General features: G+C 71.4%; 12 protein-coding genes. 5 read left to right on the forward strand and 7 right to left on the reverse strand.

Translation table 11 applies throughout. The features are described from left to right. Positions 1–365: 365 nt before the first annotated feature. Positions 366–782 (reverse strand): helix-turn-helix domain-containing protein, encoded by a 417-nt coding sequence (locus ABZ374_RS11220; protein WP_360309420.1) that lies wholly within the window; start codon positions 780–782, stop codon positions 366–368. A gap of 103 nt (positions 783–885) precedes the next feature. On the opposite strand from ABZ374_RS11220, the gene ABZ374_RS11225 reads away from it, so the two are divergent. Continuing rightward, positions 886–1,737 carry an alpha/beta hydrolase gene (locus ABZ374_RS11225; protein WP_360309422.1) on the forward strand — a complete coding sequence of 284 codons (852 nt, stop codon included), beginning with the start codon at positions 886–888 and terminating at the stop codon, positions 1,735–1,737. Positions 1,738–5,185: 3,448 nt separating this feature from the next. Here ABZ374_RS11225 and ABZ374_RS11230 read toward each other — a convergent pair. The 3 genes from ABZ374_RS11230 to ABZ374_RS11240 all read right to left on the reverse strand — a co-directional run bounded on the left by ABZ374_RS11230 (position 5,186) and on the right by ABZ374_RS11240 (position 7,838). Continuing rightward, positions 5,186–6,127: an NAD(P)-binding domain-containing protein gene (locus ABZ374_RS11230; RefSeq protein WP_360309424.1), complete on the reverse strand. Its 942-nt coding sequence runs from the start codon at positions 6,125–6,127 to the stop codon at positions 5,186–5,188. A gap of 213 nt (positions 6,128–6,340) precedes the next feature. After that, entirely contained in the window at positions 6,341–7,078 is a 738-nt protein-coding gene (locus tag ABZ374_RS11235) for a peptidase E (RefSeq protein WP_360309426.1), read from the reverse strand. A gap of 40 nt (positions 7,079–7,118) precedes the next feature. Further along, complete coding sequence (locus ABZ374_RS11240; RefSeq protein ID WP_360309428.1) at positions 7,119–7,838, reverse strand: DNA alkylation repair protein; 720 nt, start codon at positions 7,836–7,838, stop codon at positions 7,119–7,121. 148 nt (positions 7,839–7,986) lie between these two features. Here ABZ374_RS11240 and ABZ374_RS11245 point away from each other — a divergent pair, with 148 nt between their 5' ends. Both ABZ374_RS11245 and ABZ374_RS11250 read left to right on the forward strand, forming a co-directional pair. Continuing rightward, entirely contained in the window at positions 7,987–8,967 is a 981-nt protein-coding gene (locus ABZ374_RS11245; protein WP_360309430.1) for a zinc-binding dehydrogenase, read from the forward strand. A gap of 424 nt (positions 8,968–9,391) precedes the next feature. Beyond that, a complete protein-coding gene (locus ABZ374_RS11250; RefSeq protein ID WP_360309432.1) occupies positions 9,392–9,604 on the forward strand; it encodes a hypothetical protein in 213 nt (70 codons plus the stop codon). Between the two features lie 40 nt (positions 9,605–9,644). Here ABZ374_RS11250 and ABZ374_RS11255 read toward each other — a convergent pair whose 3' ends face one another. Then, positions 9,645–10,745 carry an FAD-dependent monooxygenase gene (locus tag ABZ374_RS11255; RefSeq protein WP_360309434.1) on the reverse strand — a complete coding sequence of 367 codons (1,101 nt, stop codon included), beginning with the start codon at positions 10,743–10,745 and terminating at the stop codon, positions 9,645–9,647. A gap of 154 nt (positions 10,746–10,899) precedes the next feature. Here ABZ374_RS11255 and ABZ374_RS11260 point away from each other — a divergent pair, with 154 nt between their 5' ends. Beyond that, a complete protein-coding gene (locus ABZ374_RS11260) occupies positions 10,900–11,892 on the forward strand; it encodes a DUF5996 family protein (RefSeq protein ID WP_360309436.1) in 993 nt (330 codons plus the stop codon). Between the two features lie 25 nt (positions 11,893–11,917). Here the strand turns inward: ABZ374_RS11260 and ABZ374_RS11265 are convergent, their stop codons facing one another. Next, positions 11,918–13,351, reverse strand: a complete 1,434-nt coding sequence (locus ABZ374_RS11265) for an amino acid permease (RefSeq protein ID WP_360309438.1) — start codon at positions 13,349–13,351, stop codon at positions 11,918–11,920. A gap of 191 nt (positions 13,352–13,542) precedes the next feature. Continuing rightward, positions 13,543–14,325: an enoyl-CoA hydratase-related protein gene (locus ABZ374_RS11270; protein WP_360309440.1), complete on the reverse strand. Its 783-nt coding sequence runs from the start codon at positions 14,323–14,325 to the stop codon at positions 13,543–13,545. Positions 14,326–14,582: 257 nt separating this feature from the next. Between ABZ374_RS11270 and ABZ374_RS11275 the strand changes: the two genes are divergently transcribed. Then, positions 14,583–15,092: an inorganic diphosphatase gene (locus ABZ374_RS11275; RefSeq protein WP_360309442.1), complete on the forward strand. Its 510-nt coding sequence runs from the start codon at positions 14,583–14,585 to the stop codon at positions 15,090–15,092. The last annotated feature ends 11 nt before the right edge of the window (positions 15,093–15,103 follow it).

Below are 15,103 nucleotides of genomic sequence, written 5' to 3' on the forward strand. Positions count from 1 at the left end.
GCGTGGGCCGGCGTGGGCCGGCGGAGGTTGGCCCGGTCCCGGGGTTACCGGCGGTCAGGGTCCCTGGATTCCCCGGCGAGAGTGGGGTGTTGCTCGGCTGGAAAGGCGCCGGCAACGGCGGAGCGCGTTGGTGCTTTCGTCGGGTCCGCCGGGAGCGCTCCCGAGTGGGTCGGGCGTTTGCGGCCGGCGGTCGTGTCTTGGTCGACAGCGGAGGCGGATGGCCTTGTGCCGAACGGTCGACATGGACTGGCGGAGGCGGACCCGGTCCCACCGTCACCGGCGGTCAGGACCCCCGGAGTCCCCGGCGAGATGCGGGTGTTGCCTGCCACCAACGAGTGGCTGTGACCAGCACAGTCGGTCCGTACCTAGTTGGAGGGTGGTGACTCGTCGGCGAGTTGGTTGCTGCGGTCGATCTCCGGCATGTGTGTCTCGGCCCAGACCCGCAGGGCGGAGAGCGGTCTTTCGAGGGACAGGCCGAGCTCGGTGAGCCGGTAGTGAACGGCCGGCGGCACGGTGGGTTCCACTCGGCGCGCGACCAGACCGTCGCGGACCAGGCTCTGCAGGGTGACGGACAGCATCTTCTGGGAGATGCCCGCAATACGGCGCCGCAGTTCCGCGAAACGGAGTTCGTCCGGAGCCTCCTCGGCCAGCACCTTGACCGCCATCGACGTCCATTTGGTGCCGATACGGTCGAGCAACTGGCGGGTCGGGCAGCGCGGATCCAGCAGATCACCCCGCTCGCCGGGTCGCCGACCGGGTTCGTCGGGCCTCGATGTGGTCACTCGGAGCTCACCACCTGAAGGGAAAGTGCCGTCTTGGACGGACCAGGATAGTTCCCTAACGTGACCTGGTCACCATTCCTCACCACCCACCTGGAGCCTCTCCATGCCCGAGCTGCGGCGCGTCCCCGTCAACGGTGTCGAACTGAACGTCGCTCTCGTCGGATCGGGCCCGGCCGTACTCCTGCTGCACGGTTTCCCGCACACCTGGGAACTGTGGACGGACGTCATGGCCGACCTGTCCGACCGCTACCGCTTCATCGCGCCGGACCTGCGCGGGTTCGGCGCGAGCAGCCGGGCCGCCTCCGGGTACGACGCGGGCACCCTGGCCGAGGACGCCGCAGCGCTGCTGACCACGCTCGGCGAGTCCTCGGCCGCGGTGGTGGGCATCGACGCGGGTGCCGCGCCGGCCTTCCTCCTCGCCCTGCGTCGCCCCGGTCTCGTCCGGCGCCTGGTCGTCATGGAGTCCCTTCTGGGCAGGCTGCCCGGCGCCGAGGAATTCCTCGCCGACGGGCCGCCGTGGTGGTTCGGCTTCCATTCCGCCGCGCCCGGCCTTGCCGAGACCGTGTTGGAGGGCCACGAGGCCGCCTACGTCGACTGGTTTCTGCGCGCCGGCACACTCGGCGACGGGGTACGCCCCGCCCTCCGGGATGCCTTCGTCCGCGCATACACCGGCCGCCAGGCGTTGAGCCGCGCGTTCTCGTACTACCGAGCGCTGCCCGAGAGCGCGGTCCAGATCGAGCAGGCGGTAGCCACCGCCCGCCTGACGGTGCCGACGATGGCGTTGGGCGCCCGGCCCGTCGGCGCCGCGCTGGAACGCCAGCTCCGCCCGATCACCGACAACCTCACCGGACACGTCATCGAAGACTGCGGCCACATCATCCCGCTGCACCGCCCACGCGCCTTGCTCACGCTGCTGCATCCATTCCTGGCCGGCAAGACCGCGAAAGTACCGTGACCGGGCACCGGGGCTGACGTTCGATCCACGCCTCAGGCCGGGTTGCGCACGGCGGGTGGCTTTGTGCTAAACGGTCGGCGTGGGCTGGTGGAGGTGGGCCCGGTCCCACGGTCACCGGTGGTCAGGAGCCCTGGGTCTCCCGGCGAGAGGTGGGTGTTGCTCGGCTGGAAAGGCGCCGGCAACGGCGGAGCGGGAGGGTGCTTTCGCCGGGTCCGCCGGGGAGCCTTCCCGAGTGGGCCGGGCGTTCGCGGCCTGCGGTCGCGTCTTGGTCGGGCTGGGTGCGGATGGCTCAGTGCTAAACGGTCGGCGTGGGCTGGTGGAGGTGGGCCCGGTCCCGGGGTCACCGGCGGCCGGGAGCCTTGGACTCCCCGGCGAGACACGGGCGTTGCTCACTGGGAAAGGCGCTGGCAACGGCGGAGCCGGAGGGCGGTCCGGTCGGGTCCGCCGGGGAGCCTTTTCGAGTGGGTCGGGTGTTCGCGGCCGGCGGTCGCGTCTTGGTCGGCAGCGGATGGCCTTGTGCTAAACGGTCGGCGTGGACCGGCGGAGATCAGCCCGGTCCCGTGGTCGCCGGTGGCCGGGAGCCTTGGGTTTCCCGGCGAGAGGTGGGTGTTGCTTGCCGGAAAGGCGCTGGCAACGGCGGAGCGGGTGGGCAGTCGGGTTGGGTTCGCCGGGGAGCCTTTCCGAGTGGGTCGGGTGTTCGCGGCCGGCGGTCGCGTCTTGGTCGGCGGCGGGTGGCTTTGTGCTAAACGGTCGGCGTGGATCGGTGGAGGTGGGCCCGGTCCCGTGGTCGCCGGTGGCCGGGAGCCTTGGGTTTCCCGGCGAGAGGTGGGTGTTGCTTGCCGGAAAGGCGCCGGCAACGGCGGAGCGGGTGGGCGGTCGGGTTGGGTTCGCCGGGGAGCCTTTCCGAGTGGGTCGGGTGTTCGCGGCGGGCGGTCGCGTTTTGGTCGGCGGCGGGTGGCTTTGTGCTAAACGGTCGGCGTGGCTCGGTGGAGGTGGGCCCGGTCCCGTGGGCGCCGGTGGCCGGGAGCCTTGGGTTTCCCGGCGAGAGGTGGGTGTTGCTTGCCGGAAAGGCGCTGGCAACGGCGGAGCGGGTGGGTGCTTTCGCCGGGTCCGCCGGGGGCCTTGTCGGGTGGGTCGGGTGCTCGCCGCCGGCGGTCGCGTCTTGGTCGGGTTGGGTGCGGGTGGCTCAGTGCTAAACGGTCGGCGTGGGCTGGTGGAGATCGGCCCGGTCCCACGGTCACCGGCGGCCGGGAGCCCTGGGTTTCCCGGCGAGAGGTGGGTGTTGCTCGCCGGAAAGGCGCTGGCAACGGCGCGGAGGGAGGGCGGTCCGGTCGGGTCCGCCGGGGAGCCTTTCCGAGTGGGTCGGGCCGTTGCGGCCGGCGGTCGCGTCTTGGTGGGCAGCGGATGGCTCAGTGCTAAACGGTCGGCGTGGACCGGCGGAGATCAGCCCGGTCCCGGGGTCACCGGCGGCCGGGAGCCCTGGACTCCCCGGCGAGACCTGGGCGTTGCTCGCCGGAAAGGCGCTGGCAACGGCGGAGCGGGAGGGCGGTCCGGTCGGGTTCGCCGGGGGGCGTTCCCGAGTGGGCCCGGCCTTTTCTGCGGGCGTTTGGAGTGGGTGTCGTGGGCGGAAGGGCTCTTGGTGGGCTTGGGTGGTCTGCATCCGGATGATGGGGCGACCTCGGGCGCGTCGTTTGCCGCTGACCTGCGGTTTTGCGGGGATGGGCGGCGGGAGTGCGTGCCGAGGGCCGGTTTGTGAATGCCGGTGGTGGATTGAGGGTGGGTCGGGCTCTCGGTGGGCGTTTCGGGTCGGGGCGCCTGGGAGGGTAGCTCGGTGAGGCTCGTCGGGGAGCTTTCCTCAGTGGGTTGGGTCGTTTTTTGGGGGGCTGTGGGGGCGGGACGGTCGGGCGAGAGGCGGTCTGAGGGCTTCTAGGGTCATGATCCGGATCCCGGGACTGCTTCGAGCGCGCGGTTTCCCGTTGACCTGCGGTTTTACGGGACCGACCGGGAAGAGCGCGTGTCGAGGGCCGGGTTGTGCCCTCCAGCAACCGGAACCGCCCACCCACGGCCCCGCCTTCCTCCCCTCCCGCCACCGCCCGCCGAAACGACCCGACCCACTGGGGAAGGCTCCCCGGCGGACCCGACGAAAGCACCCACCCGCTGCGCCGTTGCCAGCGCCTTTCCCACCGAGCAACACCCGCCTCTCGCCGGGAAACCCAAGGCTCCCGGCCGCCGGTGACGGTGGGACCGGGCTGATCTCCGCCGGTCCACGTCGACCGTTTAGCACTGAGCCATCCGCTGCCGACCAAAGCGCGACCGTCGGTTGTGAACGCCCGGCCCACTGGGGAAGGCTCCCCGGCGGACCTGACCGGGCCGCCCCTCCGGCTCCGCCGTTGCCAGCGCCTTTCCCGGTGAGCAACGCCCGTGTCTCGCCGGGGAGTCCAGGGCTCCCGGCCGCCGGTGACGGTGGGACCGGGTCGCTCTCCGCCGGTCCACGTCGACCGTTTAGCACTGAGCCTCCCGCTGCCGACCAAGGCGCGACCGTCGGTTGTGAACGCCCGGCGCGCTGGGGAAGGCTCCTCGGCGGACCTGACCGGGCCGCCCTCCGGCTCCGCCGTTGCCAGCGCCTTTCCCGGTGAGCAACGCGCAGGTCTCGCCGGGGAGTCCAGGGCTCTCGGCCGCCGGTGACGGTGGGACCGGGCTGATCTCCGCCGGTCCACGCCGACCGTTTAGCACTGAGCCTCCCGCTGCCGAGCAAGACGTGACCGCTGGCCGCGAACGCCCGGCCCACTCGGGAAGGTTCCTCGGCGGACCCGACCGGGCCGCCCTCCCTCCGCGCCGTTGCCAGCGCTTTTCCGGCGAGCAACGCGCAGGTCTCGCCGGGGAGTCCAGGGCTCCCGGCCGCCGGTGACCCCGGGACTGGGCTGATCTCCGCCGGTCCACGCCGACCGTTTAGCACAAGGCCACCCGCTGCCGACCAAGACGCGACCGCCAGCCGCGAACACCCGGCCCACTCGGGAAGGCTCCCCGGCGGACCCGACCGGACCGCCCTCCCGATTCGCCGTTGCCGGCGCCTTTCCCGCCGAGCAACACCCACATCTCGCCGGAGAGCTCAGGGCTCCCGGCCGCCGGTGACCGTGGGACCGGGCCCACCTCCACCAGCCCACGCCGACCGTTTAGCACAAGGCCACCCGTGCCCAACCCGACCAAGACGCACCGCACCTCGAAAGCACCCGGCCCATTCGAAAGGCTTCCCGGCGAAGCCGAAAAGCACCCGCCCGCCCGCCGCGCCTCGCCGCCCTCGCTGAGCGCCGCCTCCTCCCCACTCCCTCCCGCCCCCTCCCCGCTGCCTCCCGCCCCCTCCCCACTCCCTCCCCGCTGCCTCCCGCTCACTCCCCGCCCCCTCTCGCCCCCACCTGCTCTCCTCCCCGCGCCCTGTTCCCGACTCGGCTTATGGGTTGCGGATGGTTTTGATGGTGGCGGTGAAGGCGTTGGGGCCGTGGCCTCGGGCGATGGTGCGGGTGGTGAGGTCTTTGACGGCTTCCAGGACCCCGACGTCGAGGCCGCGGGTTTTGGCGGCGGTGAGGATGTGGTCGATGCCTGCGGCTTCCATGGTCAGGTTGCCCTGGTCGCCGGGGTGGGTGTCGGTGTCGATGGCTGTGGTCATGGCGGTCATGATGTTGGGCAGGATGCCGAAGATGATGTTGGCGAACGGCAGGAACTCGGCTGCCGACACCCCGTCCGCGCCGACCAGACCGAAGGCGTGGGTCAGGCCGGCCATCGAGGTGTAGAAGAAGTCCAGCATGCCGAGGTCGTAGACGGCGGCCAGGCCGTGATCCTCGCCCAGGAACGGCGTGTTCGGGCCGAACGCCCGCAGCGTCGCCCCGTGGGCCTCGAACGCGGGGCGTGAACCGCTGTAGAGCACAAGGCCGTTGGCGGTGCCCACGACCGGAGTGGGCACCATGATCGCGCCGTCGAGGTAGGGGATGTCCCGCGCCGCGGCCCAGGCGGCGGCCTCCCGAGCGCGCTCGGGGGTGTCCGAGGTCAGGTTGACCAGTGTGCGGCCGGCCCACGGGTCGGCGTCGGCGGTGGATCCGACGTCGGCCAGGAGCGTGTTCGCGATGTCGTAGTCGGTTACGCACACCACCACCAGCGCACTCGCGGCGACCGCCTCGGTGGGCGAGTCGGCGCGGGTGGCGCCGCGGGCGACCAGGGCGTCCGCGCGGGCCGGAGAGCGGTTCCAGACCGTGACGCGGTGGCCGGCGGCAAGGAGCGCGTCGGCCAGCGCGGTGCCCATTGCACCCAGGCCGAGGACGGACACGGAGGTATCGGGGGCATCGGGCCGATGAGGGGAAGCAGGCGTGTCGGAAGCGGGCATGTCGAAGGCAGGCATGTCGAACTCGTTCCATCGCGGTGGTGGGAGCGCGAGGCGGGTTGCCCGGGGCCAGGCCCGTCGGGGGTGTTCGGCTCGCGGTATCGATGCTGCTCCTGCGCTGCATTCCGCTCAAGTACCTACCTGAAATTCAGGTACCAGAAGATTGGTAAGTATCCAGGTCAAAGGCCAGGCGACACTCGGGTGAGATCACAGGTCACGTCACGGACCAAGTCACAACCGGACCATCGGCAACGCGGACTCCCGCACCCCATCCACCCCATCCACCCCATTCACCCCATCCACCCCGCCCACCCCGGGCTCGACCCGGTATGCCTGTGCCTCCGCCCGTTCGGCGACGAAACCGTGCACCCTGCCGTCGACGAGGTGGATCGCGGCGCCGTCGTCCAGGGCGTAGCCGGGTGCCAAGACGCCTGCCTCGATCGCCGCGTGGTACGCCGGACGGCGACCCGCCTCGCCGTCGTAGTGGGGGCAGACGCTGCCCGCGGCCCAGCCCAGGCCGTCCGCGAGGGGGCGGAGTTCCGGGCCGAACGAGTCGGTGATGCCGCCCTCGAACCAGCACAGTGCGCCCGCGCTCAGGCCGCATACCACCAGGTCTCCCGCAGCGGCCCGCACCGCGAGCGCGACGTCGAGGCCGTGCAGGCGCCACAGTGCGAGCAGGTTGGCGGTGGAGCCGCCGCCCACGTAGATCACGTCCTGCTCGGCGAGCATGTCCGCGAGGTCGACGCCGGTGCGCTGGAACAGGCTCAACTCGCCCGCCTCGCAGTCCAGTTGTCCGAACGCGCGGAGGAATCGGTCCACGTAGCCGGCCGAGTCGCCGGAGGCGGTCGGTATGAAGCACACGCGCGGGTGGGGCCGACCGGCGAGGTCGAGTACGTATCGGTCCAGGGCGGAGGGGCCTTCGTTCATCGAGAAGCCGCCGCCGCCCATGGCCACCAGGTGAGTCGTCATCGACACATCCTGCCGTGCCGCCCACCGCGGGCGGCACGCATCAACCGGCGGCGCGCAACCGGTCCGCGTCGGCGGCGGGAAGTCGGCGGATCGCCTCGCGGAAGGTCACTCCGGACATCCGGGCCCGATGCGCGGTGGTCCAGGCGATCACGTAGGCCGGGTCCCGCCTGGCGATCTCCCGCAGCAGCCAGCCGATCGCCTTGCGGATGAAGAACTCCCGCTCGTCCAGCATCGCGTCCGCGTAGCGGTCGAAGCGGACCAGGTCGGGCTCGCCCGCGCGGATGCCCGGGAGCAGGCTGAGCAGGGCCGCGCGGCGTAGCCAGAAGTCCTCGTCGCCGGCCCACGCGTCGGCGGTGCCGAAGTCCGCGGGCGTCCGGCCCATCAGCACTCCGGCGACCTTCTCCGCGAGGACGTCCACATACACCCAGCCCGCCGCGTCCCGGATCAGTCGCGCGACGAGTGGCAGGTCCGCGCGGGTGAGTACCCGCACGTGGATGCGCATCAGCTCGATCGCGGCGAACCGGCTCTCGTGCACGGGTCGGGACCACAACGCGGCGATCAGGGCCAGGAGTTCGGGATGGGACGGCTCCGGGCGGGCGCGCGCCGCCGAGGTCACCGCCTTGCGCAGTACCGGGACGGTGACGCCGAGGAAGGTCAGATCGCTCTTCAGGTACGCCTTTTCCGCCTCGGCGCGCTCCGGTGTGCCCAGTGCGGCGAGGGTGGTGACGAGTGTGGCGGCGGCTTCCTCGGCGTCGAACATGGGCCCACGGTACGGCGCGGGAGGCCGCGGGGGTCGGAGCCGGTCGTCGTGTTGTCGGGTGTGGCGCTTGACATGAAGTGAACTTGAGGTTCGAGACTGGCGCCCGTGTTTGTGGTTCCTTCTGTTTCGCCAAACTCCGGAGTGTTCGATGCGCGCGATTCGCCTGAATGAGTTCGGCCCGGCCGAGAACCTGCGATACGAGGAGGTGGCGACTCCGGAGCCCGGGCCCGGGGAGGTACGGATCGCCGTTGCCGCAGCGGGAGTTCATCTACTCGATGTGATGTTGCGCGCGGGTGAGGGGATGGGCCCGTTCCCGAAGCCGGAGTTGCCCGCCACGCTCGGCCGTGAAGTGGCCGGTACGGTGGACGCGGTCGGCGTCGGGGTGGACCCGGTCCTGGTGGGTCGGCGGGTGGTGGCACATCTGGGCAACCGCGCTGGCGGCTATGCGGAGTTCGCGATCATCGACGATCAGGCGCTGCTGATGTTGCCGGACGGGCTGCCCGCCGAGATCGCGGTGTCGATGGTGGGCACCGGGCGTACCGCGCTGGCCATCCTGGAGGTGGCCGGGATCACCGCCGACGACATCGTGCTGATCCCCGCCGCGGCGGGCGGCCTGGGCACGCTGCTGGTCCAGGCGGCCCGACGCGTCGGCGCGGTGGTGGTGGGGGCGGCCGGCGGCGCGGCCAAGGTCGAGGCGGTCCGCGCGTCGGGCGCCGATCTCGCGGTGGACTACACCGTTGCCGACTGGGCCGACCGGGTCCGCGAGGAACTCGCCGGGCGGTCGGTGACGGTGGTCCTGGAGAGCGTCGGCGGCGATATCGGGCGGGACGCGCTGGAACTCCTCGGCCGAGGCGGACGATTGGTGACGTTCGGCTGGTCCTCCGGCACGGCCATCCCCGATCTGGCCGAGGCCGCGGCCGATGCCGGGGTGACGGTGGAGAACCCGCTGGGCCCGCGGATGATGAACCGGCCGGGCGGCATCAAGGCCCTCGCCGAAGCCGCACTCGCCGCTGCCGCGGCCAATGAACTCCGCCCCGCCACAACGACCTTCGCCCTCCCCGACGCGGCAGCCGCCCACACGGCACTCGCCACCCGGAAAACCATGGGCAAGGTCGTCCTGGTCCCATGAGCGCGGTACGCCCGGCACACGCGTCGGGGTGACGCGCGCTCAGCCTGTGGACGTCGCGTCGCCCGGTGGTCGCGCGGATCGACCCCCGCCACTCGACCAGGCTGCCCCACCCGTCCGGTGGGGCGGCTCGGCCCGGCAGCCGGCCGCTCGTCCACTACGCGGCCGGGTGGGAGCCACAAGGGGCGGCCCGTTGCCCGTCCGCCAGGTGGGAGTGGGCCGCCCGCCGGACCGGCCCGGTGCGGGGGTGGAGCACGGTCGGGTGGGTGTGGCAGAGGGCGGCCGGTTGCCCGCTCATCGCGCGGCCGGGGGTGGGGCCGGTCGCGCGGCACCGGGTCGCTCCTTCGCCACGAAGCCCGGGTGCGTGGTCGCAGGGCGCACGACTGCGGCGCGCACGCAGCCCGGCGGCAGTTGCGGCGATACGTCCGTGGCCCGCACATGGCAAGTGATCGGCGACGGCGACGCGATGCTCGCCGTCGCCCATGCCACCCGCGCTGATCTGCCCCCGCCGCCCCATCCGGGAGCCCCGGGCCGGCGCCTCGACTTCCCGGCCCGGGACCTGCCCCGGGCCGGCCCGGCCCCGGCCCGGCCCACCCCGCCGCCCACCCCCACCGACTCGCCCGCCCGCGTCCTGCCGTAGGTGCCGGCAGCCTCGTCGGGCGTGTTTCGGGGTGGGTCGGTCAGTGTGCGGTCGGAGCCTCGGGGTTGGGGGGTGTCGGGTCGGGGGGCGTCATGGCGGCGCGGCGTAGTTCCTCGTAGTGGGTGAGGGCCGCGATCGGGTCGGTGTGGAGGGCCAGTTCCTGGGCCAGGACGCGGGCGTCCAGGATGGCCTGGGAGGCGCCGTCGGTGCCGGTCGGGGACGTGGCGTGGGCCGCGTCGCCGAGAAGGGTCACCCGGCCGTCGGACCAGCTCGGCAGGGGATCGCGATCGACCGTCGGGTACTCGTACGCGACGTCCGCGTCGGCGATCAGCGCCGGTATGTCCAGCCAGTCGAATTCCCAGTCCGCGAAGTGGGCCAGGATCGTGTCGAGTTCGGCCGGCCGTTCCCAGTCGCCGAGCTCGACCGGGGGCCCCGGGTGCGGGAGTTCGGCGAGCCAGTTCAGGAGTGCGGGGCGGTCGCCCTCGGCGGCCCGCAGCGGCTGGGCGACGAACGTGCGATCGCCGTCGCCCACCAGGATCGTGCTGTGGCCGGTGAGCAGCGCCGGCGAGGGCGATACGCCGCGCCACAACACTCGGCCGTGCCGGGCGGGCGGTCCCTCGCTCGGGTACATCAGTGCGCGACCCGCCGAGTCGATGCCGTCGGCGGCGATCAGGATGTCGGCCTCGTCCGTGACGGTGTTGCCCGCCAGGTCGGTGAACTCGACGGTGACGCCCTCCGCGGTCTGCGCGTATCCGCTCAGCCGCAGGCCCGTACGCAGCGACTCGGCGCCCAGCCAGGCCAGTTGAGCGCGCAGCAGCAACATCTGCAACTCGCCCCGGTGTACCGAGAACTGCGGCCACGCGTGGCCGGCGGCGAGACCGCGCGGCTCGACGTGGACGCGCCGGCCGTCGCCGTCGTGGCGGACCCACTCGTCGATGGCCACCGAGATCTCGGCGACGTCGTCGTACAGGCCCAGCGCGGTCAGATCGCGGACCGCATACGGCAGCAGATCGATACCGACACCGAGCGGGCGGATTTCCGGGACCGCCTCGTACACGGTCACGTCGGTGATACCCGCCGTGTGCAGACTCAGGGCTGTGGCCAGCCCACCGATGCCGGCTCCGGCGACGACAACGCGCACGAGTGCCCCTGTACAGGTGGTTGGGATGTTGTCGCACGCAGGGTACGCTCCGGCCGTGTTCACCCGTTCGGGGGGTGGCGCACAATCGCCCGAACCGGCTCGGACGGCGGAGCAAAACGGGGCGGATGGGATGTCGGGGCGCGAGAATCGGCGCATGGCCTTCCCCTCGAACGACCGCACCCGGGCCACCGGGCCCGCCGACCCGCCTCGACTTCCCGAACTCCCGTACCACGCGTGGGTGGATACTCTCGACACGCTGCATCTGTTCGCCCAGATCGTCGGCAAGGTCAAGCTCGCCGCGAGCCACCCGCAGAACCACTGGTGGAACATCACCTTCACGGTGGACGCCCGAGGCTTCACCACCCGCCGGATCACCGTCGCCGACATCGCGTTCGATATCGCGTTCGACTTCATCGACCATCGTGTGGTGTTTCGTACCGATCGTGGCGACGTGCGCGAGATCGCGCTCGTGGACGGGTTGAGCGTGACCGAGTTCGACGTCGCGGTGCACGGGACGCTCGCCGACCTGGGCATCGACGTGCCGTTGTTGGAGCGGCCGTTCGGGGTCCCGCATCTGACCACGCCGTTTCGCGAGGACACGACGCACGCGAGTTATCAGGCCGAGTACGCGCAGCGCTTCTGGCGGATCCTGACCTGGTCGGCGGACGTGTTCGACGAGTTCATGGGCTGGTTCGACGGCAAGACCTCACCCGTACAACTGTTCTGGCACTCGTTCGACCTCGCCCTGACCCGGTTCTCCGGCAAGCGGGTGGAGCCGCCGTTGAGCGGCGTGGACCCGGTGACCGCCGAGGCGTACTCGCACGAGGTGATCTCGTTCGGCTTCTGGGCCGGCGACCCGAACGTCACCCACCCGGCCTACTACTCCTACGCCGCGCCCAAACCGGACGGCGTCGAGAAGCAGCCGCTGTCGCCGCGCGAGGCGGTCTGGCTGCCGGACGGCTCGCGGTCGACGCTGGCGTACGACGTGGTCCGACTGGCCGAGGACCCGCGCCGCACCCTGCTGGGCTATCTCCAGTCCAACTTCGCCGCGAGCGCGACCCTGGCGGGCTGGCCGACCGAGGAGATGCGCTCCAACTGGTGCCCGAGCAGCGAGCAACTCCACGCCCTGGCACGCGCCGGGCTGTGAGTGCCCGGGTGGGCCGGGCGCCGGGTCAGAACCGGCCGCCCGCCCGCCTGCGCAGATCGCGCCGACGCGCCTCGCGGACCAGGGCGAAGCCCAGTACCACGGCCACCACGACCACCGAGGAGAGCAACTGCGGGCGCGCGTCCTGGTCGAACAACATCAGGATCGACACCGCGGCGAGGGCGAGCATCACGAACCAGGTCAGATACGGGAAGCCCCACATCCGCACCAGCAGCCGATCCGGGTCCTCGCGCTCGATCCGGCGGCGCAGCACCAGTTGCGATGCGGCGATGGCGAACCACACGAAGAGCAACATCGCGCCGACCGAGTTCAGCAGGTGCTTGAACACCTGCTCCGGCCACCACACGTTGAGCAGCGCGGCCACGAAGCCGAACGCCGAGGAGGCCAGCACGGCGGTGCGCGGCACCCCGTTGCCCGCCACCCGGGACAGTTGCCGGGGTCCCTCGCCGCGCCGGGACAGCGAGAACGCCATCCGGGACGCGCCGTACAACATCGAGTTCAGCGCGGAGAGCAGCGCGGTGAACACGACCACGTCCATCACGTGCGCGGCGCCCGGGATGCCGATGTCCTCCAGCACGGAGACGTACGGACTGCCGAGCCGGTCGGAATCCCACGGCAGCAGGGTGGCGATGATCGCCACCGAACCGATGTAGAAGAGCAGGATCCGCCACACCGCGGTGCGCACCGCGCGGGCCACGTTGCGGGCCGGATCGTTCGACTCGGCGGCGGCGATGGTGACGATCTCCAGGCCGCCGAAGGAGAAGGCGACCGCGAGCAGGCCGGTGATCACCCCGTCCCAACCGTTGGGCAGGAAGCCGCCGTTGCCGGTGAGGTTGCTCAGTCCGGGCGCGTCGACGTCCGGCAGCCAACCCACGATGGCGAGCACGCCGAGCACCAGGAAGCCGACGATGGCCAGGATCTTGACGGTGGCGAACCAGAACTCGGACTCGCCGAACGAGCGCACCGTGAGCAGGTTCGCGCCGGTGAACACGAGCATGATCACCAGCGAGAACACCCAGATCGGGATGCCCGGCACCCACCCGTGCGCGATCGCCGCCGCGCCCGAGCCCTCGACCGCCAGCACGATGGTGACCATCCACCAGTACAGCCAGCCCACGGTGAAGCCGGCCCACCTGCCGAAGGCGGCTCCCGCGTACTCCGAGAACGAACCGCTGCGCGGTACGGCCGCCGCCATCTCGCCGAGCATCCGCATCACCAGCAACACCAGCACCGAGGCGAGCGCGTAGGAGATCAGGATGCCCGGTCCGGCGGTGTGGATGCCCGCGCCGGTGCTGACGAACAGCCCCGCCCCGATCGCGCCGCCGAGCGCGAGCATGGTCATGTGCCGAGGCTTGAGGGTGTGACCGAGGTGGTGGGCGCCCTCGGGGCCGGGGCCGCTGTCGGCGGCGCTGCCTGGGGTCTGTGCGGCTGGGCTGCTCATGGGTGGCGCTGATCCTGGGGACTGGAACGGTGGTGCGGAGCAGACAGTATTCCGCAGTTCCGGCCGGATCCGGCAAATCGGGACAACTGATGAATGTTCGAGCCCGACGGGAGGGCGGGTGGCCCGGTCCGAGGTCGCCGCCGGCCGGGCCCCACTCGGCCGGCCCCACCGGGCCTGCCCGCCCCGCGACCTCAGCCCTCGCGGGCGTCGATCGCCGCGAAGTCGGGTTCGCGCCGCTCGGCGAACGCGGTGAGGGCCTCGATGTTGGCGGGCTTGCCGAGCAGCCGGCCGAAGGCCGCGTCCTCGCGTCGGCGGGCCCGGGCGACCTGGTCGCCGAGTCCCTCCAGGACCGCCCGCTTGCTCTCGATCAGCGACGGGATCGACTTGGCGGCCAGGACGCGGGCGTGCCGCATGGTCACGTCGAGCAGCTCGTCGGCCGGGCACACCTTGAACACCAGGCCCATCTCCAGGCACTCGGCGGCGCTGAGCCACTCGCTGCTCAGCAGTGCCCACATCGCGCGCTGCCGCCCGAGCAACTGCGGGAAGGTCACGCTGCTGCCCGCTTCCGGCGCCACCGCGAGCGAGGTGAACGGGCACTTCAGTCGTGCGGTGTCGGCCATGAAGGCGAGGTCGGCGAAGCCCAGGACGGTCGCGCCGATGCCCAGGCCGAGTCCGTTGACGGCGATCAGCAGCGGTTTGGGGAACGCCTGGAGCCGGTCGACCATGCCGCCGAAGCCGTGTTCGCCGCGGACCTTGGTCCCGCTGTTGTGCTGGGCCATCTCGATCAGGTCGGTGCCCGCCGAGAACGCCCGTCCGGCGCCGGTCAGTACGACCACGGCCACCGTCGGGTCGGCCGCCGCGTCGATCAGCGCCTCGGTGGTCGCGTCGTACAGCGCCTCGTTGAACGCGTTGAGCGCTTCGGGGCGGTCGAGGGTGATGGTCCTGACGCGGTCGGCGTCCTCGATCCGGATCACGGCTGCTCCTGGTGGGGTGCGTGGGGGTGGTGCGAGTGCGGGGCGGGCGTGCGGTGGGTCGACGGACAGGAAACCTTACTTAATTGACCGAGTCAAGGGTCGATGCGATCGGGTGGTCGCGAGGCGCCGATGGCCCGGTTGTCCCGTGCTTCACGTGCGTAACGGCCCGGTGACGTGGGAAAGTCCTCGACGGTACGTCAGGAATACGGAATGCCGCGCATATCGGGTCTTGATCCATAGGCCGTTAAGGAGCCGTCGTGGAGTTCGACGTCGTCGTGGAGATTCCCGCGGGCAGTCGGAACAAGTACGAGATGGACCGCCGCACGGGACGCATCAGGCTCGACCGCATGTTGTTCACGTCCACCGCCTATCCCGCCGACTACGGATTCGTGCATCGCACCCTGGGCGGCGACGGCGGCCCGCTCGACGTGCTCGTGTTGCTGGACGAGCCGACCTTTCCCGGCTGTGTGATTCGTTGTCGCACCGTCGGGATGTTCGTGATGAGCGACGAGAAGGGGCCGGACGAGAAGGTCCTGTGCGTGCCCGCTCGTGATCCGCGCAGACACGCGATACAGGACATCGGCGATGTACCGGCGTTCCAACTCAACGAGATCGCCCACTTCTTCGAGGTCTACAAGGACCTGGAGCGCGGCAAGTCGGTGGAGGGCTCGCACTGGGAGGGCCGCGACGCCGCCGAGAAGGAGATCGTGGCGGCCTACGAAAGGCGCGAACTCGACGGCGACGATTGGCCGTTCGAGGGTCGATGAGGTTCCGGGCA

The sequence above is a fragment of the Embleya sp. NPDC005971 genome (genome assembly GCF_040629175.1).
In the GTDB taxonomy this organism is placed as follows: domain Bacteria; phylum Actinomycetota; class Actinomycetes; order Streptomycetales; family Streptomycetaceae; genus Embleya.